Raw genomic sequence first — 25,856 nt, forward strand, 5'->3', positions numbered from 1 at the left:
AGGAGCAGACTTTTTATTTTGCCTTATTTCACGCTTTATAATTATTTGTTATGATTAAACTGATGGGAAAATTTCAATGATTGTTTGGAGTGATTGAGATGAAATGGGAATCTAAGGATATGGATGTATATCTAACTGCAAAGGAATATGTGGATACGGCGGTATTACCTTTGTTACCTGTATCATTCGGTGAAGACATGAAGCAGGTTGTAGGAATGGGGGAATTTATTTCCCTATTAATGCCACAGCTTGAAAAGCAATTTAAGGGTCGTATTTTCCTTCTACCGCAATATTCCTATTTAAAGACTTCAGAAGAGGGTAAGCGGATAAGCGATCTCCATGATTGGGTCACACATATAAGGAATCATGGTTTCAAGCATATTTTCTTTATTACCTCTGATAGTGATTGGAAAGCAGGGGAGGACAAGCTTAATGGAGAGTTAATATGGTTGCCTTCTATTCCATTAGAAAACATGGAGGAAAAGTATAAAAGAACGATCCTCGAAGAGCAAGTGAAACAATTGCTACAATTAATTATCCAAAAATGGCAAGATAATTAATAATTTTTTGATTATTTTGACACAAGCTTGTCATGTTTTCATTACAGTAGTATATTGACCTTGCAAGAAAGTTGATATATCATTGTTATGTCCTAGTATTATTAAAGTGTTGAATTATGTCCGTTGGACTCAACTTTAGAAATAGGGGGGGGAAATGAATGAGTAAACAACGTGTTTCAAGACGTCAATTCCTTAACTATACACTTACTGGTGTAGGCGGTTTCATGGCAGCTGGAATGCTAATGCCAATGGTTCGTTTTGCAGTGGATCCTGTATTACGAGCAAATGCAAGTGGAGATTTTGTTACTACAGATAAGAAAATTTCCGACATCACTGCTGAACCGACACGAGTTGACTTTTCTTTCAAGCAACAAGATGCATGGTATGAATCAGATGTTACAAGTTCTGCATGGGTCTACAAAAGTGACAAAGGGGAAATTGTTGCTTTGTCTCCAGTATGTAAGCATTTAGGCTGTACAGTTGACTGGAATAAAGATAAGGCGAATCCAGAACACTTCTATTGTCCATGTCACGGCGGTCTTTACACAAAAGATGGTACAAACGTACCGGGTACACCGCCAAGTGCACCACTGGATGTCTATCCTTTTAAAGAAGTAGATGGATTCCTAGCATTAGGTCAAAAAGCAAAACCACGAAAGGAGGCGTAGATCTTGTTTAACAAACTTTATGATTGGGTTGATGAACGTTTGGATGTTACGCCTTTGTGGCGCGATATTGCAGATCATGAGGTTCCTGAACATGTAAACCCAGCGCATCATTTTTCTGCTTTCGTTTACTGTTTTGGTGGACTAACATTTTTCATCACCGTAATTCAAATTTTATCTGGAATGTTCCTAACCATGTATTATGTACCAGATATTAAGAATGCATGGGAATCAGTTTATTATTTACAAAATGAAGTCGCATTTGGACAAATTGTCCGCGGCATGCACCATTGGGGTGCAAGTTTAGTTATTGTAATGATGTTTTTACATACGTTACGCGTTTTCTTCCAAGGTGCATATAAAAAACCTCGTGAATTAAACTGGATCGTTGGGGTTCTTATTTTCTTCATTATGCTAGCTCTTGGTCTTACGGGTTATTTATTACCATGGGATATGAAAGCGTTATTTGCGACAAAGGTAACACTTCAAATTATTGATAATGTGCCTTTTATTGGACCATATTTGAAAATATTAATGTCGGGTCATGCTGATATTGTTGGAGCTCAAACCATTTCACGTTTCTTTGCAATCCATGTATTCTTTTTACCGGCTGCATTGTTTGCGTTAATGGCTGCCCATTTCTTAATGATTCGTAAACAAGGTGTTTCTGGACCATTGTAAGATTGAATATTTTGTTATTTTAATAGTTTCGAAAAGAAGGAGGGGATTCGTTAATGCATCGTGGAAAAGGGATGAAGTTTGTGGGTGATTCACGCGTACCTGCAGCTGAACATCGTATGCAGAACATTCCAAAAGATTATTCGGAATATCCAGGCAAAACGGAAGCTTTTTGGCCAAACTTTCTTTTAAAAGAATGGATGGTTGGGGCGATATTTTTAATCGGTTTCTTATGCTTAACTGTAGCGCATCCAGCTCCGTTGGAAAAAATTGCTGATCCAAGTGATACAGGATATATTCCAATGCCGGACTGGTATTTCCTATTTTTATATCAATTATTGAAATATGCTTATGCATCAGGGCCATATACCGTTATTGGAGCTCTGGTTATTCCGGGACTTGCTTTTGGTGGATTATTGCTTGCTCCATTTATTGATAGAGGACCAGAACGTCGTCCGTCAAAACGTCCACTGGCAACTGGATTTATGTTATTAGCACTCGCTGCTATTACATTCCTTACTTGGCAATCCGTTGCGAATCATGACTGGGCTGCTGCAAAAGAACAAGGAAAAATTGTTGCAGAAGCGGATATTGATACAAATTCTGAAGGTTACAAGCTTTACAGTAGTAAAGGCTGTGTATCTTGTCATGGTGATAATCTTCAAGGTGGTGCCGCAGCACCTTCTCTTGTGGATAATGGCTTAAAACCGGAAGAAGTAGCTAAAATCGCAAAAGACGGTATACGTACAATGCCAGCAGGAGTCTTCAAAGGTACTGATGAAGAGCTTCAAAAGCTAGCTGAATTTATTTCTTCTGTAAAAAGTAAATAAGATTTCTTCTCAAAAAGCTGACGTGTTTGCGTCAGCTTTTTTGTACTTAAAGTTTGTGTGTAATTTTGATAAAATACAAATAATAGCGAAAATAGAGTTTCGATAGAGAAGAGGAATGAAATGAATTGGATATACGCGTGTCTATCTAATAGAAATGTGCTATGGCTGCTTTTGATTGTGAATATACTCGGGACTATTTATGGATATTATTGGTATGGATGGCAGTTGAAAGATACTCCTGCAATCTTTTTGCCCTTTGTTCCTGATAGTCCGACGGCGAGTCTTTTTTTTGTGTTTGTCTTAATAGCTTTTTTGTTTAAACGAAATTGGCCGCTAATTGAAGCGTTGGCGATTGTGACTCTATTTAAATATGGTATATGGGCAGTTATCATGAACTTACTTGTTCTTAAAGTCACAGGAGAACTTAATTGGGCAGGATATTTATTAATCGTTTCACATGGTGCGATGGCAATCGAAGGATTACTATATTCACCGTTTTATCGAATGAAAAGATGGCATCTAGTTGTTGCGGGCATATGGACATTACATAACGATATCATTGATTATGTATACTTTATGATGCCAAGGTACCAGGTGCTTGATCAGTATACAGCTAATATTGGGTATTTTACATTTTGGTTAAGCATATGCTCATTAGCGATTGCCTACTACTTAACGATAAGAAAAAATCGCTTGCAACTAAATATGAATTATTAGAATATTATGGTCTAACCTTGTCCAAACCCTCATAACATTTAATAGTAATTAGAGGGGGGACAAGAATGCGAGCAAAGTTTGCCATATTTGCTTTAATTATATTGCTATTAACTCCGGTTTCCGCGTATGCAGATAAAGAATCACCCATAGACAGACTTGATCATATATCTGATGAAGCACTGCAAATGGTGAAATCTGAAAGAAATGAAGATGCCAAAAAGCTCCTTCAATATTTTTTAAATCAATTTGATACAATAAAGAATGAGCACCCATTAACGATGGATGAACTACGAATGGTTACGATTGCTTATGATGAGGCGCTGAAAGCTGCTACAGATGCTGATGTGACACAAGAGGAAAAGGTTCATAAGGTGACCAAATTCAGATTAATTATGGATGCGCTAAACTCCGAGCATCAGCCGTTATGGGCTGAGATGGAGGATCCAATTATGAAATCGATAGAATCAATGATAAAATCTGCTAAACATAAGGATCGAGAAGATTTTCATACAGAGTTAAATACGTTTTTAGCACAATATGAACTGATATATCCGAGTTTAAAGCTAGATATCAACACTGAGCAAATCCAAAAGCTTGAGGCAAGAGTGGATTACATCGATCAATATCGCAGCCAGGTACTTGAAAAAGCTTCCAATCAAAAAGAACTTGTGGTATTGGAATCGGAATTATATCATATTTTTAATGAAGTGACAGAAGATGATGCGGACCCATCTTTGTGGTGGGTGATAATAACGACTGGGAGTATTATCATTGTTACATTAACCTATGTTGGTTTTAGAAAATATAGAGGACAAAAGGAAAAGGCACGAGAAAAGCTCTAGAGGGCAAAAAGATTGACAGCCAGGAAAGAAATTGACTAAAATTAAATTAATAAAAGAGTGCTTTAAGGAGGATCTTACTTCGTGTTCATGCTTGTTTATTTTGCAATAATCATTTTGATTCCAATTTGGGCTCAAACGAAAGTAAAAGGTGCATATAACAAATATTCAAAGGTTGCTTCATCTTCTTATCTGAAAGGTGCAGAGGTTGCGAGAAAGATTCTTGATGATAATGGCTTATATAATGTCGGCGTTGAAGAGGTAGGTGGGCATCTTTCTGACCACTATGACCCACGAACCAAAACGGTGCGGCTCTCATCGGGAAATTATCGCGGGTCTTCAGTAGCTGCAGCAGCGATTGCGGCGCATGAATGTGGACACGCAATTCAAGACCAACAGGATTATGCTTTTCTTCGCTTTCGACATGCTTTGGTTCCTGTAGCAAATCTTGGCTCAAATCTTTCCTGGATTTTAATTATGATTGGGATATTTGCACAGTTAAGTGGTCTACTTTTACTTGGAATCATTTGTATGGCAGCTGCAGTTTTATTCCAGGTTGTCACTCTTCCAGTGGAATTTAACGCTTCAAATCGCGCAATGGACCAAGTGGTTTCTTTAGGGATTATCAGAAATGATGAAGAAAGAGAAACAAAAAAGGTATTAAATGCAGCTGCGTTAACTTATGTTGCCGCTGCAGCAGTTGCTGTCCTTGAGTTAGTACGTTTATTGCTAATCTTTACCGGAATGCAAAATAATGAAGATTAATAATTGGGAAAGAGCCTGACACTTTTTTTGCCAGGCTCTTTTTGTGGAATTTTTTACCTATCAACGTTCAATGGGCATCTTATTTTCATCCAAGGTAAACCCTTCTCCAAGTACATCGTGCACAATTGTGACAGAAACAAAGGCATGAGGATCGACGGAATCGATGATATTTTTTAAGCGAACAATTTCATTTTTGGCAACCACACAATAGAGTACCTCACGATCTTCCTTTGTAAAGGAGCCGTACCCTCTTAAAACTGTAACGCCTCGGTACATTTCCTCCATAATCTTATTCGCAATCTCATTATTATGATTGGAGATAATCATTGCCCCTCTTGCTGTATAGGCACCTTCCTGCATGAAATCAATCACTCTTGCGCCGATAAAGACTGCGACTAATGTATACATCGCTTCTCGGTAGGATAGATAAAAAACTAATGAAATCGTAATGACGCAAAAGTCGAAGATAAACATCGTTTTTCCCATGCTAACCCCAAAGAATTTATGTACGAGACGTGCGATGATATCTACTCCTCCGGTTGTGCCGCCGTAGCGAAAAATAATCCCGAGACCGATACCGATAAATACACCAGCAAATAAAGCGGCGAGCATTAAATCTTCATAGAGGGGCATTTCAAAGGAATATCTTTGGAAAATCCAAAGAAATACCGATACCCCCACTGTTCCGATAATGGTATAAAGAAAGGTAGTCTTGCCGAGAAGTTTCCAGCCGACAAAAAATAATGGTATATTTAAAATTAAATTGGTATAAGATGGATCCCATTTGAAAAGGAAAAAGAGCAGCAGTGTGATTCCTGTAAATCCACCTTCTGCTAGATTATTCTGCATATTAAAATGAACAAGACCAAAAGCTAAAATTGCTGCTCCAAGTAGAATAAAAAAAGTATTTTTAAATCGAATTCCTAAAAACATTATGATAATTCCTCTCTTTCCTATAGATGCAAATGAGCGTATTTATTATACGGTACTAAAATTTAGATAGCAATAAGGGGTTAAGGAAAAGAGAGCAAAATGTTAAGCAGATTCTATAGTAAATAAAATATTTGTAATAAAGGTTATATTTAGCTAACATGAAAGAGAAAAGCAGATTCTTTCCTTATTTCATTGTACTCAGGTAATAAGGAACATAAAGGTGAGAAAGTTGAGCGAAAAAACATTGAAAGCGATACAAACAGAAGTGGATGACTACATCAGCCAATTTAAAGAAGGCTATTTTAGTCCATTAGCGATGCTTGCACGTATGACAGAGGAGCTAGGAGAATTAGCACGGGAAGTCAATCACCATTTTGGAGAAAAGCCCAAAAAGAAAACAGAAGCTGACAAAGAAATGGAGGATGAATTAGGAGATTTACTCTTTGTTCTTATTTGCTTTGCGAATTCGTTGAATATCGATTTAACGGAAGCTCATAATCGTGTCATGCACAAATTTAATACAAGAGATAAAAATCGTTGGACAAGAATTGATGGAAAAGAGGGAGACTGAGGAATGAATCAAGTAAAAATGGTCATCGCAGGACCGAGAGGCAGAATGGGAAGAGAAGCTGTTCAGATGGTTCTAAAAACGGAAAACTACCAATTAGTTGGAGTTGTCGATCACAAAAATGATGGCAAAAAATTAAGAGATTTAGATGGATTTCCTCAGATGGATATTCCTGTTTATTCAAATATTGAGCTTTGCTTAACAGAGGTTCGTCCAGATGTTTTCATTGATTTAACAACACCAGAGGTCGGAATGTACCACACAAAAACTGCACTTACCTATGGTGTAAGACCAGTTGTCGGTACAACAGGTTTTACTAAAGAAAATTTAGCAGAGCTAAGACAAATTTGTGAAGAAAAACAATTAGGCTGCATCATTGCTCCAAACTTTGCGATTGGGGCTGTATTAATGATGAAGTTCTCACAAATGGCAGCCAAGTATTTTCACGATATTGAAATCATTGAGCTACATCATGATCAGAAATTAGATGCGCCATCTGGCACAGCCGTGAAAACAGCTGAAATGATGGCAGACGTCAGAAAAACAAAAATTCAAGGTCATCCAAATGAGAAAGAAACATTAGCTGGTGCAAGAGGGGCAAATTACGAAGGAATGCATATCCATTCTGTAAGGCTGCCAGGATTAATTGCCCATCAAGAAGTATTGTTTGGATCTGAAGGACAAACATTGACGATTCGCCATGATTCATATAATAGAGTATCCTTTATGTCAGGTGTCAAATTAGCAGTTGACACAGTCCTAAATCTTGAAACGCTTGTTTATGGATTAGAAAATATTATCGAGTAAGGATGGGGAAGGACATATGAATATTGCCTTAATCGCACATGATCGAAAAAAAGATGACATCGTACGATTTGCAATTGCTTACCAAGAAATATTGGCTCAGCATAAATTGTACGCAACAGGAACAACGGGTTTAAAAATTATCGAAGCAACGGGACTATCCATCCACCGTTTTCAGTCGGGACCATTAGGCGGAGATCAAGAGATTGGTTCTCGAATTGCGAAAAATAAAATGGATTTAGTGATTTTTTTACGTGATCCGCTAACGGCACAGCCTCATGAACCAGATGTTTCGGCCCTTATTCGCCTTTGTGATGTCTATTCCGTTCCATTGGCAACGAATATGGGGACAGCAGAAGTATTAATTAAGGGCTTACAAAGAGGCGATTTATCTTGGAGAGAAATTGTCCGGGAAAAAGATGGTGAAACAAAGTGAATTCAAACTGTTTGTTACATATACTAGCCTTTGGTGCACATGCTGACGACGTTGAAATCGGCATGGGTGGGACCATTGCCAAATATGCCTCTCAGGGAAAAAAGATTGGAGTTTGCGATTTAACCAGAGCAGAGCTTTCTTCAAATGGAGACGTTGAAACACGAAAAAAGGAAGCGAATGAATCTGCTCAAATCTTAGGTCTAACACTAAGAGAAAATCTTGAATTACCCGATAGAGGACTATATATAGAAGAAGAAGCAATTCGTTCAATTGTAACTATTATTAGAAAATACCGTCCGCAAGTCGTTTTTTCCCCTTTCATAATTGATCGTCACCCTGATCACGGGAATTGTACACGTCTTGTTGAAGAAGCTATCTTTTCAGCGGGAATTAGAAAGTACGAAGATAGGGAGCAACTTCCACCACATCACGTATTGAATCATTATTTATATATGATTAATGGATTTCATAAGCCGGATTTTGTTATAGATGTAACACCATTTATGGATAAAAAGATTGCCTGTCTTAACGCCTATCAGAGTCAATTTACAAGAGGGGTTAATACAACGAATACGCCACTAGTCAATGGATATATCGAAAATGTCACTGCAAGAGAACGGTTATTTGGAAGTGAGGTAGGTTTACCATTTGCGGAAGGATTCAAGACAAAGAAGCCTTTCAAAGTTCATTTTGATTTACTAGGAGAGTAAGATGAAAAAGTTAAAGATAGGAATTACCTGTTATCCCACAGTGGGGGGATCGGGTGTTGTTGCAACGGAACTTGGGAAAATGCTGGCAGAGAAGGGACATGAAATTCATTTTATAACGTCAAGTTTACCATTCCGTTTAAATCGTATGTATCATAATATCTATTTCCATCAAGTGGAGGTCAATCAATATAGCGTTTTTCAATATCCACCATATGATATAGCCCTTGCCAGTAAGATGGCTGAGGTGATTAATCGAGAGAATTTAGATTTGCTTCATGTTCACTATGCCATTCCTCATGCGGTTTGTGCGATTTTAGGAAAGCAAATGTGTGGAAAAGATGTAAAAATCGTGACAACTCTTCATGGAACAGACATTACCGTTTTAGGCTATGATCATTCACTTACAGAAGCCATTCGTTTTGGAATTGAAAAATCAGATGCTGTTACCGCAGTATCTAATTCCCTTATTTCTCAAACCTACGATTTAATTCGACCTAATAAAATGATTGAACCCGTTTATAATTTTGTAGATGAAAGAATCTATAATCGAGTTGAATCCGGGCATTTAAGAGATGAATTTGAAATTAAGCCGGATGAAAAAGTGATTGTTCATGTTTCAAATTTTCGAGCGGTGAAAAGAGTTCCTGATGTTGTCCGTACCTTCAAAAGAATTTCGGATAGAATACCTGCAAAGCTCTTATTAATTGGGGATGGTCCCGAAATGGCTGTCATTTGTGAATTAATTGATGAGCTGCAGCTCAGGGATAAAGTGCTGCTTTTGGGAAAACAGGACAGTTTAGAAGAATTATATTCGATTAGCGATTTAATGCTTCTCCTTTCAGAAAAAGAGAGCTTTGGTCTTGTTGCATTGGAAGCAATGGCATGTGGAGTACCATGTATTGGAACAAATATCGGAGGAATTCCAGAAGTAATCGCAGACGGTGTTAATGGTTATCTCTGTCCATTAGGAGATATTGATGATATTTCTAAAAAAGCATTGACCTTATTAGAAAATGATGCTTTATTAAGCAAAATGTCGACAGATTCGATTAAGATCGTGAATGAACGCTTTCGTGCTGATCTGATTGTTCGCCAATATGAGGATATCTATTTACGCTTAATGACTGATGGTGATTGATATGAAAGAACCTTTTTTACATGCTCTCCCTATTTTAAAAAAAATAGAAAATGCTGGGTTTGATGCTTATTTTATTGGCGGTTCAGTCCGGGATCTTTTATTAGGAAGAAAAATTGCAGATGTTGATATTGCTACATCTGCAACACCAATGGAAGTAAAGCAAATTTTTCCTAAGACGATTGATGTGGGGATTGAACATGGAACAGTGGTTATCCCTTTTAACGGACAAATGTATGAGGTGACCACTTTTCGCGCCGAGTCGGAATATGAAGATTTTCGGAGACCAAAGGAAGTTCAATTTATTCGGTCCTTACAGGAAGATCAGAAACGTAGAGATTTCACCATGAATGCCATCGCGATGGACAAACTTGGAAATATGATAGATCCATTTTTCGGTAGAAAAGCTATAGAAGAGGGAATCATTAAAACCGTTGGGGTAGCTGAAGAGCGATTTCAAGAAGACGCCCTAAGAATGATGCGAGCTGTCCGTTTTTTGAGTCAATTATCCTTTAAGCTTGATCATGAAACGTTTTTGGGGATTGTGCAAAATCGTGACTTGTTAGAAAAGATTGCAGTCGAAAGAATCGTGGTTGAATTTGAAAAACTATTAATGGGAAAGAACAGAAGGCAAGCTTTAAAGATATTAATCGAAAGTGGTTTATATCAATACTTACCAGGTTGTTCCTCATTTAGAAATGAAATTGAAAAATTGAGTATGTTGGAAATTGAAAGTCTTGAACTTGATCAGATTTGGCTTCTCCTCATTTATTTGTTTGGTTTAAAAGGTAAAATGGTGATGGATTTTTTAAAAAAATGGAAGTTACCCAGCAAAAAAATCCAATGGATACAAAAGGGTGCAGCTTGGTTGGAACGAAGAGTGGAAAAGAATTGGTCCATCAATTCGCTTTATCAAGCAAAGCTTGATATCGCAATCAGTGTGGAAAGGGTTTATAACGTTCTTTCCCATAATCAAGTGGATGAGTCCACTTCTTACATAAGGCAAACCTATTTAGCACTACCGATAAAAGAGCTGTCAGACTTAACGATTTCAGGAAATGAATTAATGGAATGGTACGGATTGGCGGCTGGGCCATGGATAAAAGAAAAAATCACGATCATTGAAAATGCTGTGTTATATCAGCAGGTGGAAAATAAGAAAGATTCAATAAAGGAGTGGCTCTTCAAGTGCAATCAGAGTTGAGAAAAAAGTTACTTGACGCCTTTACAAATAGCGATGGAGAATATTTATCAGGACAGTTACTCGGAGATTTATTGGGAATATCACGAGCGGCTGTATGGAAGCATATAGAAGAATTAAGAAAAGAAGGCTTTGAGTTAGAAGCGGTAAGAAGAAAAGGATACCGCATTTTGAAAACAACTAAAAAAGTGACAGCCGATGAAATTCGTCTTGGATTGAAAACCAAGTTTATTGGACAAAACATTCATTATGAGGATTCAGTTGACTCGACTCAAAAGGTTGCTCTGCAACTTGGCCTTAATGGAGCAAAAGAAGGAACCATTGTGATCGCAGAAGAGCAAGTTTCCGGCAGGGGAAGAATGGAGAGGCCTTGGCATTCACCAAAATATACAGGGGTATGGATGAGCTTAATTATTAGACCGAATATCCCCATCCAAAACGCTCCCCAATTAACCTTGTTAACAGCGGTTGCCGTTGTTCAGGCAATTGAGGAAGTGACAACGCTGTCACCGCAAATCAAGTGGCCGAATGATATATTATTAAACGGAAAAAAGATTACCGGTATTTTAACAGAACTGCAAGCAGAGGCCGATTGCATTAAATCGATTATTATCGGGATTGGAATTAATGTCAATCAAAAGCTGCAGGATTATCCTCAAGAACTGCAAGAAATCGCTACTTCCCTTGCAATTGAAGCAAAAAAGGAAATTAACCGCGCAGAATTAATTCGAGCTGTATTTACTAAATTTGAAAAGCTTTATGATCTATATTTACAAAGTGGTTTTCAGCCTATCAAGCTGTTATGGGAAAGCTACGCAATAAGTATTGGAAAAACAATTACGGCACGAACATTAACGAAAGAAATCAAAGGGAAAGCACTTGGTATCACGGAGGATGGCGTATTAAAACTTGAGGATGAATATGGAGAAATTCATTATATTTACTCCGCTGACATTGATCTTGAGAATAAATAATTGGAGATCCTTCTCTTGTCCATTTCATTTGTGATATTTATTTTTAAGAAATGAATTGTAAATCGAAAAGAATCGTACTATAATGGCATGGATAAATACATGAGTTCAAGTGTTTCTTGTGTATTTATATTCACCTTTTTGGTATAATTTTTTTGGGCAGTATCCGAAAGAACTGCACCGGTTTGTTAAAAAAACATGATGATGATATCTGCCTAGATCCAAAGATTTGGACGGGGACAGAGGGATGAAACAAATGATGAAGATATAAAGGAATCCTTCTGACTTTTTTGAGTGTAGGGATTCCTTTTTTTGTAGATTTCGATTCGTTTTGTCTCCTCTTCCTAAGGAACCAAGTTCATTTTATTTTTATTTAAGGTGAACCAAGAGCGATGAGGGAGGAAAACAAATGAAAAGTACCACTGATTTTCTAAACATGAAAAAGGCAGGAGAAAAAATCGTTATGCTAACGGCATATGATTATCCTTCTTCCAAACAAGCTGAAAAAGCAGACGTTGATTTTATTCTTGTTGGAGATTCACTAGGAATGGTTGTTCTAGGGTATGAATCTACCATTCCTGTGACAATGGAAGACATGATTCATCATGGCAAGGCCGTAAAAAGAGGAGCAAGGGATACCTTTATTGTGGTCGATATGCCGTTTATGAGTTACCATTTGTCCATCCGCGATACTCTCTTAAATGGAGCAAAGATCATGCAGGAAACTGGAGCGAATGCCGTTAAAATTGAGGGAGCAGATCAAGTAATTGAACATATTCATGCCTTGACAAGTGCAGGAATTCCTGTCGTTGCTCATCTCGGACTAACACCACAATCTGTTGGGGTTCTTGGGGGCTATAAGGTGCAAGGGAAAAATGCGGAAGCGGCACGGAAATTATTGGCGGATGCGAAAAAGTGTGAGGAAGCAGGGGCTTTTGCTCTCGTGCTTGAATGTGTACCATGGCAGCTAGCAAGAGAGATTACCCAAATGTTATCTATCCCAACTATTGGAATTGGAGCGGGAAAAGAGACGGATGGTCAGGTACTTGTTTATCACGATATCCTTTCTTATGGAGTCGATCGCGTCCCTAAATTTGTTAAGGCCTATGCTAACTTAAATGAGGCATGTGATTTTGGCATCAATGAATATGTTCAAGAGGTTAAGAATGGAATATTTCCAGCAGAAAAGCAAAGCTTTACGATGAAAGAGGAAGATCTGCTCAGTTTATACGGAGGAAAGTTATGAAAGTCATTACAACCATTAAAGAAATGCAATCCACAATAAAACTAGAAAAACAAAAACTAAAATCAATCGGATTTGTCCCAACAATGGGATATCTCCATGAAGGACATCGCGCGTTAATGGCAAGAGCAAGAAAAGAAAATGATGTAGTTGTCGCAAGTGTGTTTGTTAATCCGCTTCAATTTGGTCCAACAGAAGATTTAAATTCTTATCCAAGGGACTTTGAGAGGGATAAAAAAGCGGCTGAGGAAAGTGGGGTGGATTTCCTTTTTCATCCGTCTGTTGAGGAAATGTATCCACATGAACCGTCTGTTGTAGTGAAGGTCAAGGATCGTACAGATGTGCTATGTGGAAAATCAAGGCCAGGACATTTTGATGGTGTTGCGACCATCCTAACTAAATTATTTCATATTGTCCTTCCCGATAAGGTTTATTTTGGCTTAAAGGATGCGCAGCAAGTTGCGGTTGTTGATGGTCTCGTAAATGATTTTCATTTCCCGCTTGAAATTGTTCCGGTAAATACGGTAAGAGAGACTGACGGATTAGCGAAGAGTTCAAGGAATATTTTTCTGGATCCTACTGAGAGATTGGCAGCACCGATTTTATATCAAAGTTTACAGGAAGCGAAAAAGTTAATCGAAGCCGGAGAAAGAAATCCCGAGGCTATTATTGCACAAATGAAAGAAATCATTGAGGGAAAAACAAATGCCGCCATTGATTATATTGAAATTTACTCTTATCCAGAACTTAAGAGTTTAAGAGAAATAAGTGGAAAAATCATCATTGCACTAGCTGTAAGATTTAAGAAAGCACGTTTAATTGATAATATTGTTTTTACGATATCCTAGTAGATTTTAAGAGGGGGAAACTGCATGTTTCGCACCATGATGAATGGTAAAATTCACCGTGCTCGTGTAACAGAAGCCAACTTAAATTATGTTGGCAGCATCACTATTGACTCAGATATTCTCGATGCAGTTGGCATGGTGGCTAATGAAAAAGTTCAAATTGTAAATAATAATAATGGGGCGAGACTTGAAACCTATATTATTCCTGGTGAAAGAGGGAGCGGCACCATTTGTTTAAATGGAGCTGCTGCAAGGCTGGTTCAAGAGGGGGATGTTGTCATCATCATTTCCTATGCCCTTGTACCTGAAGAAAAGGTGTCTGATCACCAACCAAAGGTAGCTATTATGGATGAAAATAATCATATTGTTGAACTGATTCATCATGAACCAGAAAAAACTTTATTTTCACACTTTAATGGACAGTAATTAATTTTTTCATTATGATAAAAGGACTGACTTAAAATGCAAGGCCATTCATTGCAGCTTGCTTTGGCAAATGCCCTAAAGTTGCTAGATTGGAAATACTTTTGAGTCAGCCTTTTTTTGTTTATAATATGAAGGTAGCTTTTAGTTGATAGATTTTCGTATTTAGTCTACCGTTAGAAAATGAGGATTGTTTGAGGTGTTAAAATGAGTAACAAATATGTTGTGGTGGATTTAGAGACAACTGGACATTCGCCAAAAAAAGGAGATAAAATCATTCAATTTGCTGCGGTAGTTGTGGAAAATGGAAAAATTACTGATACCTTCTCATCGCTCGTGAATCCAGGTCAACCGATTCCTGTATTTATCGAGGAATTGACTGGGCTTAATGATGAAATGGTTGCTGATGCACCTAACTTTTCAGAAATAGCTCCTCAAATTATTTCACTATTAGAAGGAGCTTATTTTGTTGCCCATAATGTTCTGTTTGATTTGTCCTTTCTTCAGGAAGAATTAATTATGGCTGGCTACGACGGCTTTTACGGTTCAATTATTGATACAGTGGAACTTGCGCGTTTTTTAATTCCAACTGCTGATAGTTATAAGCTGGGGGATTTGGCTATAAGGGAGGGGCTTAAGCATGATCGCCCTCATCAGGCAGATAGTGATTCGTACGTTACGGCAGAATTATTATTAATTTTATTAGAGCGCCTATTGCGATTACCCATTGTTACATTAAAGCAATTGTTAAGACACTCAGGTGGACTGAAAAGCGATATTGAACAATTGATTGAGGAATACATACAGATTAATGAAGAGAAAATGGAAAATCTTCCTCCACATTTAGAGGTTTACAGAGGAATCGCTTTAAAAAAGAGGAATGAGGTGGACGGTAGTCCTCAACATAAGCCGATCCCTTATCCGAATAGTGAAGAAGAGAAAGAGGAATTATTTCAAAAGGCCATTTCTCACTATGAGAAGAGAACAGGCCAATTTCGGATGATGGATTCTATTTATCATGCATTTCAAAATCAAGAGCATGCCTTAATTGAAGCTGGAACGGGTGTAGGAAAGTCTATTGCGTATTTGTTGCCATCCATTTTGTTCAGCAAGAAGTATAGGCAGCCGGTGGTTATCAGTACCTATACCACACAGCTACAAGAGCAATTAATGGCAAAAGATATCCCTATCTTAGAGGAGATGCTTTCTATGCCTTTGCAGATTGGTCTGTTAAAGGGAAGGCAGCATTATATTAGTTTAGCGAAATTTGAACAAACGTTAAAAGATGACGAGGATAATTATGATTTTATTTTAACCAAGATGCAAATTCTTGTCTGGCTGACTGAGACAGAAACAGGAGATGTTGAGGAGATTCATTTATCAAGTGGTGGACGGATATATTGGGATAAAATAAAAAATGATGAATCAATATTTATGCAAAATCGCGCTTGGCTTTCAAGAGATTTTTATTTAATCGCTAAAACGAAAGCAGGAAACGCGGATATCATTATTACCAATCATTCACTCCTTTTAAGTGACCTTGTTTCCGAACATCCTATACTTCCAGATTATCAATTTGTTGTCATAGATGAAGGTCATCATTTTGATAAAGCAGCAGGTAAATATTTTGGAATCACATTCGATTATTTATCCACGCGCTTTTTGCTTAATCGGTTAGGAACAATTGAACAAAAGCAATTATTAGCAAAATTGGATGATCTCCTATTAACCTACAATCAAAACAAAAAGAATGGATTCCTCCATTCTTTTGAAGTGAATGAAATCATGAATGATCTCCAACTGGAAATGGATGATTTCTTTCATATTTTAGCTGGCACGGTTAAAAATAAAGGGAAAATCTCTGTAACAACAAGAGCAAGTTATCGTTTGAAAGATGTGGATACTAGTAAAGAATGGAAAGCAGCTCTAACGAGTGCTGAACGTTTTTCCTTTTTATTAAGAGATTTATTAGAAGATACAGAAAAGAAATTATATATCATGAAAGATTCTGAGACGAATCTGTTGGCTAAGGATAAGATGGTCTTAGAGGAGACCTCATCGATCATTCATCAAATGAAAGAATGGCGGGAAGGACTGAGGGAGACTATTTTGCGAAAAAATCCTGAATATGTAAATTGGATTGAAATAGACAGCCGATCACCGCAAAATATGGCAACTCTGTACTCACAGCCCATTTCCATCTCTCATTTATTGAAGAGTCAATTTTTTGATCAAAAGAAAAGTGTGATTATTACGTCAGCGACCCTTTCGGTCAAAAATTCCTTTTCCTTTCTCTTAAAGGAGTTAGGTTTACAGGACTCAAGTGTGCAATTAGAACAAATTCCGTCTCATTTTTCCTATCAGGATCAAGTGAAATTAATCGTTCCAACTGATTTACCGGAAATTAAATCTGTATCCCAGGATGAGTATGTGGCGGCAATTACGGAACATATTATTTCCATTGCAGAAGCGACGAAAGGAAGGATGATGATCCTCTTTACGTCCTATGAGATGTTAAAGAAAACGTATAATCTAGTGAAAGAAAGCGGTTTGCTTGATGATTTCGTTTTGATTGGGCAAGGAGTATCCGGTGGGAGCCGAACAAGGTTAACAAGAAATTTTCAACGCTTTGATAAAGCCATTCTTTTTGGAACAAGTAGCTTTTGGGAAGGAGTTGATCTTCCAGGGGAAGACTTATCATGCTTAGTAATGGTTCGTTTACCATTTTCTCCCCCAGATGAGCCTTTAACTGAGGCGAAATGTGAGTTTATTCAAAAAGAGGGTGGAAATCCATTTTATGAATATTCATTACCCGAAGCCGTACTCCGTTTTAAACAAGGTTTTGGGAGGCTAATCAGGACGAATCAAGACAGAGGGGTTTTTATCATATTTGATCGCAGAATTACGACAACCTCTTATGGAAAGGCATTTCTGCAATCCATTCCTGCGGTCCCTGTTTTAAAGCAGGATATTAATGATACCATTCAGTTCATTCATGCTTGGTTATAAGGAATGATGGAAAATCTGTAGACCTAATTAATTTCACAAGATTATTAGAAATTTGTCCAATTTGTTTTTCATAATTGGAAGGCAAACTGTTATAATGAAGGGTAAGTTCTCACTGATTCATTGTACTTTAGAAAATGATTAAGAAGCTTTGAAGAGGATTTAGGAGGAAATTTAGTGGAAAGCAAAATTGAAGTTTTATCAACAGTAAAAATAAAACAAAGTCCAGATTTATATAAAATTGTGGATTCGTTAAATCGAACTTTAAAGGAACGCGATTTAATGTTTGGTTTAGCCTTAGATAAAGAAGATAACAATAAAGTGGTTTTTACCATTTATCGTACATAAAGTAGTGTGATTTCAAAATGAAGAAATGGATATGGATTAGTATTCTCATAGTAGTTGTCCTATTAGGTCTAACAATTAAGGTCTATTTAAAGTCTGTTGAGCCGGTGAAGGCTGCAGAGAATCGAGCAATATCAATTGCAAAGGAACAAATTCATCTTAAATCTGTAAGTGATTTTAATCTATACAATGGTTCAAAATCTTACTCAGTGGTAACTGGAACAAGCGAAGAGGGTCAAAAATTAATTATTTGGGTTCCTGAGGATAATGATAATATTATTGTTCGCCGTGCTTCTGAAGGGATAACAAAGGAAAAGGCATTGGAAAAAGTAAAAAGCGAAAAGAATCCAAGTAATATTATATCGATTCGGTTGGGAATGGAGAATAATCGACCATTATGGGAAATATATTATCAAACCGATAAAAATTTGTTGAATTATTATTATATTGATTTTATAACCGGTGAATGGTTAAAAGATATTGAGAACCTTTAAGAAAAGGTCTATGATGATGGAAAAGAAGGATCACATCTTAAAACGAAATAGAGAATATTTCTTTTCGTTTTAAGATGATTCTATAATTGGCTATGAATGAGTGAAATTCAAAAGGTTTCACCATTTTAGCATAATGATTTTATTTAAAAAGCGGAGGCAGAGGTATGGAGATCAAACTGGCACAAAGAGTAAAAGCATTAACCCCATCTTCAACCTTAGCAATTACTGCTAAGGCGAAGGAATTAAAGGCGCAAGGTCAAGATGTAATTGGATTAGGAGCAGGTGAGCCTGATTTTAATACCCCACAGCATATTATTGATGCTGCTGTAAAATCAATGAATGAAGGCCATACTAAGTATACAGCCACAGCTGGATTACCTTTATTAAAAGAAGAAATTTCTGAAAAGTTCAAAAAAGATCAAGGGCTAGTATATGATGCAAGCGAAATCATTGTGACAAATGGTGCTAAACATGCCCTTTATACTTTGTTCCAAGTCATTCTCGATGAGGGCGATGAAGTGATCATCCCAATTCCGTATTGGGTAAGCTATCCAGAGCAAGTAAAGCTTGCTGGTGGAACTCCTGTTTATGTTGAAGGCTTGGAAAATAATGAGTTTAAAATAACTCCTGAACAAATGGCTCAGGCCATCACAGATCGCACCAAGGCCGTAATTATTAATTCACCAAGTAACCCAACGGGAATGGTTTATAGTGAGGAAGAATTAAGGGCGTTAGGTCAAGTTTGTTTAGAACATGATATTTTAATCGTCTCTGATGAAATATACGAAAAATTAATTTATGGAAAAGCTAAGCATGTATCGATTGCCCAGCTTTCACAAGAGCTAAAGGAGCATACCATTTTAATTAATGGGGTATCTAAATCTCACTCAATGACAGGATGGCGGATTGGATATGCTGCAGGGAACAAAGCAGTGATTAAAGCGATGACAAATTTAGCTAGCCATAGCACTTCAAATCCAACAACTCCTGCACAGTATGGGGCAATTGCTGCTTATTCTGGAACACAGGAACCTGTGGAAGAAATGAGACAGGCATTTGAGGAAAGATTAAATATTATTTATGATAAATTAGTTGCTGTACCTGGTTTTGAATGTATCAAACCACAAGGAGCTTTTTATTTATTTCCAAATGCTAAGAAGGCAGCCGAGTTATCCGGATTTCAAACGGTGGATGATTTTGCCAAAAGCCTATTAGAAGAAGTAAAGGTTGCTGTCATACCAGGCTCTGGATTTGGAGCGCCAGATAATATTCGTCTATCTTATGCGACCTCTTTGGAATTATTAGAAAAAGCAGTGGAAAGAATTCATCAATTTGTTGAAAGTAAAATGAAATAATATTATAGGATAATTAATTACCTTTAGATAGGGATATTAAAGACAAAATGGAATGAAATTTAATGATAAAGCGGGATGAACGTTCGTCGTTTATTCCGCTTTCATATTGCGAGCGAAAGCTATCATATGTATAATAAATAGGATATATGATTTTGGCTGTAATTGCATTTGGAGGGAACATAAAATTGATTAAAACAACCATTTCAGAAGTATCAAAATATGTAGGTCAAGAAGTAAAAATAGGTGCTTGGGTTGCAAATAAACGTTCTAGTGGGAAAATTGCTTTTTTACAATTACGTGATGGAACAGGCTTTATCCAAGGCGTCATCGTAAAAACGGAAGTACCAGAGGATGTTTTTTTACAAGCTAAATCATTAACGCAAGAATCTTCAATATATGTTACAGGAGTCGTTCAAAAGGATGAGCGCTCCCCTTTTGGATATGAGTTACTTGTTCATGGAGTTGAACTTATCCATCATGCAGTAGATTATCCAATCACTCCGAAGGAACATGGAACGGAATTCTTAATGGATCACCGTCATTTATGGCTTCGTTCACGCCGCCAGCATGCCGTAATGAAAATTCGTAATGAAATTATCCGCGCGACATATGAATTTTTCAATAACCATGGATTTACAAAGATTGATCCTCCAATTTTAACAGGTAGCGCACCAGAAGGAACGACAGAATTGTTTGCCACAAAATATTTTGATGAAGATGCCTACCTTTCACAAAGTGGTCAGCTCTATATGGAAGCAGCGGCAATGGCGTTTGGAAAGGTATTTTCCTTTGGGCCAACCTTTAGAGCGGAAAAATCAAAGACTCGTCGCCATTTAATTGAGTTCTGGATGATTGAGCCTGAAATGGCATTTTGTGAGTTCAAAGAGAATTTAGAGGTTCAGGAAAATTATGTTTCACATATTGTTCAATCTGTGTTAAAAAATTGTACCCTTGAGCTGCATGCGCTCGGCCGTGATACATCAAAACTTGAGCAAATTAAAGCACCATTTCCAAGAATTACTTATGATGATGCCATTAAATTATTACATGAAAAAGGCTTTGATGATATTACTTGGGGCGATGATTTTGGTGCGCCACACGAAACAGCGATTGCGGAAAGCTTTGATAAGCCGGTATTTATTACACATTATCCAACAAGCTTAAAACCTTTCTATATGGAACCGGACCCAAATCGCAGCGAAGTTGTCCTTTGCGCAGATTTAATTGCACCTGAAGGATATGGTGAAATTATTGGTGGTTCAGAACGGATTCATGATTTTGCTTTCTTACAAAAACGTTTAGAGGAACACCAATTATCTTCAGATGCCTATAAATGGTATTTGGAATTACGCCAGTATGGCTCTGTTCCACACTCCGGCTTTGGTTTAGGCTTAGAACGGACGGTTGCCTGGATTAGCGGCGTAGAACATGTTCGTGAAACAATTCCATTCCCACGCCTATTAAACCGTCTGTATCCTTGATGAAAATAAAAAAGCTCGCAAGTTTGCGAGCTTTTTATTTTCGGACTTGGTAGATGCTTAGTTGAAGTTTAGCTCTTCACGAGGAATTTCCTAGTAAAAAAAGGAATTTTCTTTGATACATGGATTCTTCTATCAGGCATGACAAACTTCATGTTATACTTAAAAGGAGGTGTCTGGTATGATAAAAACGAATTTAATAGATTGGCTGAAGGAAGGCAATATTACAATTCCAAGTGCTTTACTTACTCATTATAAAGATATGGGTTTAAATGAAGAAGAATTGGCACTCATTTTACATGTTATTTCGTTTATCGAAAAGGGAAATGAATTTCCTACTCCATCAGAACTCTCCTCGCGGATGACATATTCTGTTTCGGATTGTTCCGAGATGCTGCATAGATTAATTCAAAAAGGATTAATTGATATAAAGGAAGAATACTCAGAAATGGGAATTCGATTTGAAAAATACTCGCTAAATCCTCTATGGGAAAAGCTAGTCGACCAATTTCTTCTCCGAAAAAAACAAGCGGAAAAGATTATCGTTCAAAAGGAGGAAAAGGATGTCTATACTTGTTTTGAACAAGAATTTGGGCGGGCGTTATCTCCTTTTGAATGCGAAACGTTGGCCATGTGGCTTGACGATGATCACCATGATCCAGTCATTATAAAGGCAGCATTGAAAGAGGCAGTCATTTCCGGTAAACTGAATTTCAGATATATCGATCGAATTCTTTTTGAATGGAAGAAAAATGGTATTAAAACGATTGAACAGGCGAAGAGCCATGGAAGAAAATTTAGACAATATCAGTCACAACAACGCACCAAAACAGAAGCAACGATACCACAAACAAAACCGATTTCATTCTATAACTGGTTAGAACAATAAGGTGATCAAAAACGAGAGAACTTCAATTGTTCTCTCGTTTTTATCGAAATCAGAGAAAAGGAGCAGAGGGAATGTTAACTAAAAAACAAATTCGATATTGTTTAGATCAAATGGGAGAAATGTTTCCAGATGCACATTGTGAATTAGTTCATTCCAATCCCTTTGAATTAATTATCGCTGTTTCCTTATCTGCTCAATGTACAGATGCTTTAGTCAATAAGGTCACAAAACAGCTCTTTCAGAAATATAAAGCACCGGAGGATTATTTAAGTGTTTCTATAGAAGAATTGCAAAATGATATTAGATCAATCGGGCTATATCGCAATAAAGCAAAAAATATACAAAAGTTGTGCAGAATGCTTATTGATGAATACAAAGGGGAAATTCCAAAAGACCGGGACGAATTAACGAAGCTTCCCGGCGTTGGTCGGAAAACCGCTAATGTGGTGGTATCTGTTGCTTTTGATGTTCCAGCAATTGCTGTTGATACACATGTGGAGAGAGTGAGTAAGCGCTTAGGATTCTGTAAGTGGAAGGATTCTGTTTTAGAAGTAGAAAAGACCTTGATGCACAAAATCCCCAAAGAAGAATGGTCAGTTACTCATCACCGAATGATTTTCTTTGGACGTTATCATTGCAAAGCGCAAAATCCCGGGTGTCCAAGCTGTCCACTTCTTGAATTATGCAGAGAAGGGCAGAAAAGAATGAAAAAAAGATGAATCATGAAGAAGGAGAAGATTAGCAATGGTTAATTGGGTTTCAGTTCCCAAGGAATTAGGGAGTGTATACTTTTTTCCGAATGAGGAGGTAAGTATTGAAGAGGAGCATTTACATACCTTCTCTTTGTCTCAACAATTTCTTTATGATCTTGCTTATTATTTAAATATTCCATCCCTAAAGCCTTGGGAGAATATTGATGACTATGTTCATCTCATTATTGAAGAATGGGAAGATAGGAAGACTTCCTTGGAAGAACTATTTAAGTTTAGAGATAAAAAATTAGTACAGGAGCCAATGAAAAAAAGCATTGCTCTTTTAATCCAATTCCTTCATTGGGTCAATGGGGCTCCTGTAAAGCTATTTCCGACAATTGAATATCAGCAATTGGCTATTTCACCTGTTAATCTGGAAGAGAGACTATCCTACATATTATCTCGACCGAACGCTTTTCCATCTTACATGCAATTAATTGAGTTGATGAAGGAAATCGAAAAGTCATATGAAAAAAATCAGGCGATAAAACGAATAAAAAAATAAAAATCCTTTCATTATGAAAGGATTTTTATTTTTGCTTCTATTCTAATGGGATATTGAATTGAAGGATCATTTTTCTAATGATGAGAATAAATTATGTTCCTGTGGAAGGGCTAGTATTAGTATCACCACTATCATCATTATTGTTGTTCCCGTCGTCGCTGCTGTTTCCATCATTGGTCCCATTTCCATTATCGTTCCCTGGATTATTGCCATTCCCATTTTCATTTCCGTTATTTCCTGTATTTCCATTATTTTCATTATTGTTCTGTCCGTTTTGATTTCCAGGCTGATTATTTTGGTCATCGGTTCCAGGAGTATTTCCAATATCAAGTGGACTTGGAATCTTGATGCTAGTGGTAACGGCATCACTTTGCTGATTATCGGACACGGCTACTACCTTAAATGTATAGGTTGATCCCGGTGTTGCATTTTTCATGATAAATCCATTTTGTGTTGTCGTTGTCAGATTTTGCTCTCCGCCACCATCCTGAGAAGCTGAGACGTCAAATTTGACATTTGTTCCGTCCTCTTTTTGATAATTCCAAGTAACGGTTACAGAGTTGGTTGCCTCATCATAGGTTGCTTTCAGACCGGTTGGAGCAGCGAGCTTATCATATTTGACGGAAGTTTCCGTAGGCGCTTGCCCCTTCACGGCATATTCATAAATCACTTGATTGTCCGGAGTATATTCACTCGCAAGCTTTGCCGGAATAGTACCTTTTTCGATTTTTACTTTCTCAACAGAATTAGGCATAGTGAAATCAGGAGTATCGATGCCTGTTGAGATATGAGTCATGAGATTCTTGAAAAGCAACTGGGCAATTTTTTGTTCGCTTCCAATTAAATAATTTTTTGTTTGGTTTTCATAACCGGTCCAAATAGCTGCCGTGTAATTGGTATTGTATCCTGCAAACCAAGAATCAGGTACGGCTGTTGATGGAATATTATATTTCGCACTGACCTCGGCAGGGAAGTTGGTTGTTCCCGTTTTACCTGCAATATGAAGTCCAGGGACATTTGCCATTGTTCCTGTACCGCTTGTAACGGCAGTCTTGAGCATATCGGTAATCATAAAGGCGGTATAGTCCTTCATAGCCACTTTAGGTTCTGGCTTCATATCAAGCTTAGTTCCATCTCGAAGCTCTATTTTTGTTACTGCATGGGGCTCTGTATAAAATCCGTTATTTCCAAATGCGCTATAGGCACCGGCCATTTGTAAGGTAGAGACCCCAACATCCTCTCCACCGATACCGCCGATAGCGTATGCTTCTTGAATATCTTTAAATGGAATACCAAGTCCTGCAGAAAATTCCTGTGCCTGATCAAGACCAACAGCCTGTAAAGCCTGTAATGCAGGAATATTACGAGATAGTGCTAGCGCAGTTCGCATGGACATGACTCCCATATGTTGATTATCCCAGTCATTAATAGGCTGTCCGGATGAATACGTATATGGTTTATCATCTAATGCATGATAGGTTCCCCATTTTAAATAATCTATAGCTGGACCATAATCAAGTATTGGTTTAATGGTGGAACCAGGCTGACGCTTGGAGTCTGTCGCAAAGTTAAAGCCAAAGTCAACCTTTTGATTTCTACCTCCACCAATTGCGCGAATTTCTCCTGTTTTTGTATCCAATAGGGTAATCCCAGCTTGCATTTTATTGTCTGGAAACTGAACAACATTGTTAGAATTAAGCATCTTTTCTACATATTTTTGTGCATCTGTATCTAAAGTAGTGTAAATTTTTAAGCCATCAGAAAATACGTCGAACTCTTTGTATTTCTTTTCGATTTCTTTAATAACCTGGCTAATAAAAGAATCGTAAGGAATATCACTTGATGTCTTTCTTTTATCCTCTTTGACAAGTGTAGATTCAACAGGAACCTTTTTGGCGTCATCCATTTCTTCCTTTGATATGAATCCATGCTGATACATTAAAGAAAGAACGATATTTCGCCGCTTTTCTGCTAAATCTGGATGTGTAAATGGATCATAGTTGGCTGGACTTTGTGGAATTCCAGCAAGTAAAGCTCTTTGTGGCAAGGTCAATTTATCTAAAGACTTTCCAAAAAAGATGTTGGAGGCAGTTAAGATTCCATGACCACCGCTATTGTACCAAGCTTTGTTGACATACATTTCAAAAATCTCATGTTTTGTATATTTCCGTTCTAGCTGGATGGCAAGCCAAGCTTCTTGAGCTTTCCGTTTTATCGTTTTCTCAGGAGTTAAAAAAGACCTTTTCACGACCTGCTGGGTAAGCGTACTTGCTCCTTCAGAACCAAATCCTCTTGTCACATTGGCTACAACTGCTCCACCTAAACGAATAAGGTCGATTCCATGATGCTTGTAAAAACGAACATCTTCCGTTGCGAGAATGGCATCTTCAACGTCTTTTGGGATATCCTCATAATCTACATAATCCCGCTTTACCGTTCCTATCTCTGTAACAGGTTTCCCATTTTTATCATAAATTTTTGAGGAGATTGGGTCCTTTAATAATTTTTCATTTAATTTAGGAGCGTCTTTAACTAAAAATGCGAATGTAGCAACTCCACCAATGAAACCAATAATTCCAAGGGTAATCAGTGTAAGAAATATTTTCTTCCATATACTGGACTTTGCTTTCCTTTTTTTCTTGTTTGGTTGGGAGGTAAGCTGTTTTCGACGCTCCTCTCTTGTTTGATACTTTTCTGCCATATATA

Annotated in this window: 27 protein-coding genes; 25 read left to right on the plus strand and 2 right to left on the minus strand. The window is 37.4% G+C overall.

Annotated features, from left to right (window positions below; all coding sequences use genetic code 11):
• Nucleotides 1-98 precede the first annotated feature (98 nt).
• The 7 genes from ACE38V_RS04240 to ACE38V_RS04270 all read left to right on the plus strand — a co-directional run bounded on the left by ACE38V_RS04240 (nt 99) and on the right by ACE38V_RS04270 (nt 5,054).
• Nucleotides 99-560: a YpiF family protein gene (locus ACE38V_RS04240; RefSeq protein WP_375839938.1), complete on the plus strand. Its 462-nt coding sequence runs from the start codon at nt 99-101 to the stop codon at nt 558-560.
• Between the two features lie 158 nt (nt 561-718).
• Entirely contained in the window at nt 719-1,228 is a 510-nt protein-coding gene (locus ACE38V_RS04245; protein ID WP_375839939.1) for a QcrA and Rieske domain-containing protein, read from the plus strand.
• Nucleotides 1,229-1,231: 3 nt separating this feature from the next.
• Nucleotides 1,232-1,906 carry a menaquinol-cytochrome c reductase cytochrome b subunit gene (qcrB, locus tag ACE38V_RS04250; protein WP_375839940.1) on the plus strand — a complete coding sequence of 225 codons (675 nt, stop codon included), beginning with the start codon at nt 1,232-1,234 and terminating at the stop codon, nt 1,904-1,906.
• A 53-nt stretch (nt 1,907-1,959) separates the two neighbouring features.
• Nucleotides 1,960-2,733: a menaquinol-cytochrome c reductase cytochrome b/c subunit gene (locus ACE38V_RS04255; RefSeq protein ID WP_375839941.1), complete on the plus strand. Its 774-nt coding sequence runs from the start codon at nt 1,960-1,962 to the stop codon at nt 2,731-2,733.
• Nucleotides 2,734-2,853: 120 nt separating this feature from the next.
• Nucleotides 2,854-3,450: a lipoprotein heptaprenylglyceryl N-acetyltransferase LhaT gene (gene lhaT / locus ACE38V_RS04260; RefSeq protein WP_375839942.1), complete on the plus strand. Its 597-nt coding sequence runs from the start codon at nt 2,854-2,856 to the stop codon at nt 3,448-3,450.
• Between the two features lie 65 nt (nt 3,451-3,515).
• Nucleotides 3,516-4,292 carry a sporulation protein YpjB gene (gene ypjB, locus ACE38V_RS04265; protein ID WP_375839943.1) on the plus strand — a complete coding sequence of 259 codons (777 nt, stop codon included), beginning with the start codon at nt 3,516-3,518 and terminating at the stop codon, nt 4,290-4,292.
• A gap of 87 nt (nt 4,293-4,379) precedes the next feature.
• Nucleotides 4,380-5,054 carry a zinc metallopeptidase gene (locus ACE38V_RS04270; protein ID WP_375840135.1) on the plus strand — a complete coding sequence of 225 codons (675 nt, stop codon included), beginning with the start codon at nt 4,380-4,382 and terminating at the stop codon, nt 5,052-5,054.
• Between the two features lie 60 nt (nt 5,055-5,114).
• Here ACE38V_RS04270 and ACE38V_RS04275 read toward each other — a convergent pair whose 3' ends face one another.
• Nucleotides 5,115-5,987, minus strand: a complete 873-nt coding sequence (locus tag ACE38V_RS04275; RefSeq protein WP_375839944.1) for a YitT family protein — start codon at nt 5,985-5,987, stop codon at nt 5,115-5,117.
• Nucleotides 5,988-6,216: 229 nt separating this feature from the next.
• On the opposite strand from ACE38V_RS04275, the gene ACE38V_RS04280 reads away from it, so the two are divergent.
• The 18 genes from ACE38V_RS04280 (at nt 6,217) to ACE38V_RS04365 (ending at nt 23,150) form a co-directional block, all read left to right on the plus strand.
• The gene (locus ACE38V_RS04280) at nt 6,217-6,558 is read left to right on the plus strand and encodes a nucleotide pyrophosphohydrolase (protein ID WP_375839946.1); all 342 of its coding nucleotides are present in this window, start codon (nt 6,217-6,219) and stop codon (nt 6,556-6,558) included.
• Nucleotides 6,559-6,561: 3 nt separating this feature from the next.
• On the plus strand, nt 6,562-7,362 hold the full coding sequence (gene dapB, locus ACE38V_RS04285; protein WP_375839947.1) for a 4-hydroxy-tetrahydrodipicolinate reductase: 801 nt from the start codon (nt 6,562-6,564) through the stop codon (nt 7,360-7,362).
• Nucleotides 7,363-7,378: 16 nt separating this feature from the next.
• A complete protein-coding gene (gene mgsA / locus ACE38V_RS04290) occupies nt 7,379-7,795 on the plus strand; it encodes a methylglyoxal synthase (RefSeq protein WP_375839949.1) in 417 nt (138 codons plus the stop codon).
• The gene (bshB1, locus tag ACE38V_RS04295) at nt 7,792-8,505 is read left to right on the plus strand and encodes a bacillithiol biosynthesis deacetylase BshB1 (RefSeq protein WP_375839950.1); all 714 of its coding nucleotides are present in this window, start codon (nt 7,792-7,794) and stop codon (nt 8,503-8,505) included. The genes mgsA and bshB1 overlap by 4 nt, the downstream gene beginning before the upstream one ends.
• A 1-nt stretch (nt 8,506) precedes the next feature.
• The gene (gene bshA / locus ACE38V_RS04300) at nt 8,507-9,643 is read left to right on the plus strand and encodes an N-acetyl-alpha-D-glucosaminyl L-malate synthase BshA (protein ID WP_375839952.1); all 1,137 of its coding nucleotides are present in this window, start codon (nt 8,507-8,509) and stop codon (nt 9,641-9,643) included.
• A gap of 1 nt (nt 9,644) precedes the next feature.
• On the plus strand, nt 9,645-10,844 hold the full coding sequence (locus ACE38V_RS04305) for a CCA tRNA nucleotidyltransferase (RefSeq protein WP_375839953.1): 1,200 nt from the start codon (nt 9,645-9,647) through the stop codon (nt 10,842-10,844).
• Entirely contained in the window at nt 10,829-11,815 is a 987-nt protein-coding gene (locus ACE38V_RS04310; protein ID WP_375839954.1) for a biotin--[acetyl-CoA-carboxylase] ligase, read from the plus strand. Before ACE38V_RS04305 ends, ACE38V_RS04310 begins: the two co-directional genes overlap by 16 nt.
• A gap of 406 nt (nt 11,816-12,221) precedes the next feature.
• On the plus strand, nt 12,222-13,058 hold the full coding sequence (panB, locus tag ACE38V_RS04315) for a 3-methyl-2-oxobutanoate hydroxymethyltransferase (RefSeq protein ID WP_375839955.1): 837 nt from the start codon (nt 12,222-12,224) through the stop codon (nt 13,056-13,058).
• Nucleotides 13,055-13,903, plus strand: coding sequence for a pantoate--beta-alanine ligase (gene panC, locus ACE38V_RS04320; protein WP_375839956.1), 849 nt, complete (start codon nt 13,055-13,057; stop codon nt 13,901-13,903). Before panB ends, panC begins: the two co-directional genes overlap by 4 nt.
• A 24-nt stretch (nt 13,904-13,927) precedes the next feature.
• Nucleotides 13,928-14,329 carry an aspartate 1-decarboxylase gene (gene panD / locus ACE38V_RS04325; protein WP_375839957.1) on the plus strand — a complete coding sequence of 134 codons (402 nt, stop codon included), beginning with the start codon at nt 13,928-13,930 and terminating at the stop codon, nt 14,327-14,329.
• Nucleotides 14,330-14,533: 204 nt separating this feature from the next.
• Nucleotides 14,534-17,335, plus strand: coding sequence for an ATP-dependent DNA helicase DinG (dinG, locus tag ACE38V_RS04330; protein WP_375839958.1), 2,802 nt, complete (start codon nt 14,534-14,536; stop codon nt 17,333-17,335).
• 174 nt (nt 17,336-17,509) lie between these two features.
• Nucleotides 17,510-17,680 (plus strand): YpmA family protein, encoded by a 171-nt coding sequence (locus ACE38V_RS04335; protein WP_375839959.1) that lies wholly within the window; start codon nt 17,510-17,512, stop codon nt 17,678-17,680.
• 17 nt (nt 17,681-17,697) lie between these two features.
• Complete coding sequence (locus ACE38V_RS04340; protein WP_375839960.1) at nt 17,698-18,171, plus strand: cell wall elongation regulator TseB-like domain-containing protein; 474 nt, start codon at nt 17,698-17,700, stop codon at nt 18,169-18,171.
• A gap of 170 nt (nt 18,172-18,341) precedes the next feature.
• Nucleotides 18,342-19,526, plus strand: coding sequence for a pyridoxal phosphate-dependent aminotransferase (locus ACE38V_RS04345; RefSeq protein ID WP_375840136.1), 1,185 nt, complete (start codon nt 18,342-18,344; stop codon nt 19,524-19,526).
• Nucleotides 19,527-19,714: 188 nt separating this feature from the next.
• A complete protein-coding gene (gene asnS, locus ACE38V_RS04350; protein ID WP_375840137.1) occupies nt 19,715-21,007 on the plus strand; it encodes an asparagine--tRNA ligase in 1,293 nt (430 codons plus the stop codon).
• Between the two features lie 178 nt (nt 21,008-21,185).
• Nucleotides 21,186-21,893: a DnaD domain protein gene (locus ACE38V_RS04355; protein WP_375839961.1), complete on the plus strand. Its 708-nt coding sequence runs from the start codon at nt 21,186-21,188 to the stop codon at nt 21,891-21,893.
• Between the two features lie 71 nt (nt 21,894-21,964).
• Entirely contained in the window at nt 21,965-22,612 is a 648-nt protein-coding gene (gene nth, locus ACE38V_RS04360) for an endonuclease III (protein ID WP_375839962.1), read from the plus strand.
• A 25-nt stretch (nt 22,613-22,637) separates the two neighbouring features.
• Nucleotides 22,638-23,150 (plus strand): YpoC family protein, encoded by a 513-nt coding sequence (locus tag ACE38V_RS04365; RefSeq protein WP_375839963.1) that lies wholly within the window; start codon nt 22,638-22,640, stop codon nt 23,148-23,150.
• A 91-nt stretch (nt 23,151-23,241) separates the two neighbouring features.
• On the opposite strand, the gene ACE38V_RS04370 is transcribed toward ACE38V_RS04365, so the two are convergent.
• A complete protein-coding gene (locus ACE38V_RS04370) occupies nt 23,242-25,851 on the minus strand; it encodes a PBP1A family penicillin-binding protein (protein WP_375839964.1) in 2,610 nt (869 codons plus the stop codon).
• Between the last annotated feature and the right edge of the window lie 5 nt (nt 25,852-25,856).

The organism is Cytobacillus sp. Hz8, assembly GCF_042263505.1.
In the GTDB taxonomy this organism is placed as follows: domain Bacteria; phylum Bacillota; class Bacilli; order Bacillales; family Cytobacillaceae; genus Bacillus_BE.

Excerpts from the sequence above, each read along its gene's own strand:
- ACE38V_RS04240 (WP_375839938.1), top strand. The coding sequence starts at position 99 with ATGAAATGGGAATCTAAGGATATGGATGTATATCTAACTGCAAAGGAA.
- ACE38V_RS04245 (WP_375839939.1), top strand. The coding sequence starts at position 719 with ATGAGTAAACAACGTGTTTCAAGACGTCAATTCCTTAACTATACACTT.
- ACE38V_RS04255 (WP_375839941.1), top strand. The coding sequence starts at position 1,960 with ATGCATCGTGGAAAAGGGATGAAGTTTGTGGGTGATTCACGCGTACCT.
- lhaT (WP_375839942.1), top strand. The coding sequence starts at position 2,854 with ATGAATTGGATATACGCGTGTCTATCTAATAGAAATGTGCTATGGCTG.
- ypjB (WP_375839943.1), top strand. The coding sequence starts at position 3,516 with ATGCGAGCAAAGTTTGCCATATTTGCTTTAATTATATTGCTATTAACT.
- ACE38V_RS04270 (WP_375840135.1), top strand. The coding sequence starts at position 4,380 with ATGCTTGTTTATTTTGCAATAATCATTTTGATTCCAATTTGGGCTCAA.
- ACE38V_RS04275 (WP_375839944.1), bottom strand. The coding sequence starts at position 5,987 with ATGTTTTTAGGAATTCGATTTAAAAATACTTTTTTTATTCTACTTGGA.
- dapB (WP_375839947.1), top strand. The coding sequence starts at position 6,562 with ATGAATCAAGTAAAAATGGTCATCGCAGGACCGAGAGGCAGAATGGGA.
- mgsA (WP_375839949.1), top strand. The coding sequence starts at position 7,379 with ATGAATATTGCCTTAATCGCACATGATCGAAAAAAAGATGACATCGTA.
- bshA (WP_375839952.1), top strand. The coding sequence starts at position 8,507 with ATGAAAAAGTTAAAGATAGGAATTACCTGTTATCCCACAGTGGGGGGA.
- ACE38V_RS04305 (WP_375839953.1), top strand. The coding sequence starts at position 9,645 with ATGAAAGAACCTTTTTTACATGCTCTCCCTATTTTAAAAAAAATAGAA.
- panB (WP_375839955.1), top strand. The coding sequence starts at position 12,222 with ATGAAAAGTACCACTGATTTTCTAAACATGAAAAAGGCAGGAGAAAAA.
- panC (WP_375839956.1), top strand. The coding sequence starts at position 13,055 with ATGAAAGTCATTACAACCATTAAAGAAATGCAATCCACAATAAAACTA.
- panD (WP_375839957.1), top strand. The coding sequence starts at position 13,928 with ATGTTTCGCACCATGATGAATGGTAAAATTCACCGTGCTCGTGTAACA.
- dinG (WP_375839958.1), top strand. The coding sequence starts at position 14,534 with ATGAGTAACAAATATGTTGTGGTGGATTTAGAGACAACTGGACATTCG.
- ACE38V_RS04340 (WP_375839960.1), top strand. The coding sequence starts at position 17,698 with ATGAAGAAATGGATATGGATTAGTATTCTCATAGTAGTTGTCCTATTA.
- ACE38V_RS04355 (WP_375839961.1), top strand. The coding sequence starts at position 21,186 with ATGATAAAAACGAATTTAATAGATTGGCTGAAGGAAGGCAATATTACA.
- nth (WP_375839962.1), top strand. The coding sequence starts at position 21,965 with ATGTTAACTAAAAAACAAATTCGATATTGTTTAGATCAAATGGGAGAA.
- ACE38V_RS04365 (WP_375839963.1), top strand. The coding sequence starts at position 22,638 with ATGGTTAATTGGGTTTCAGTTCCCAAGGAATTAGGGAGTGTATACTTT.
- ACE38V_RS04370 (WP_375839964.1), bottom strand. The coding sequence starts at position 25,851 with ATGGCAGAAAAGTATCAAACAAGAGAGGAGCGTCGAAAACAGCTTACC.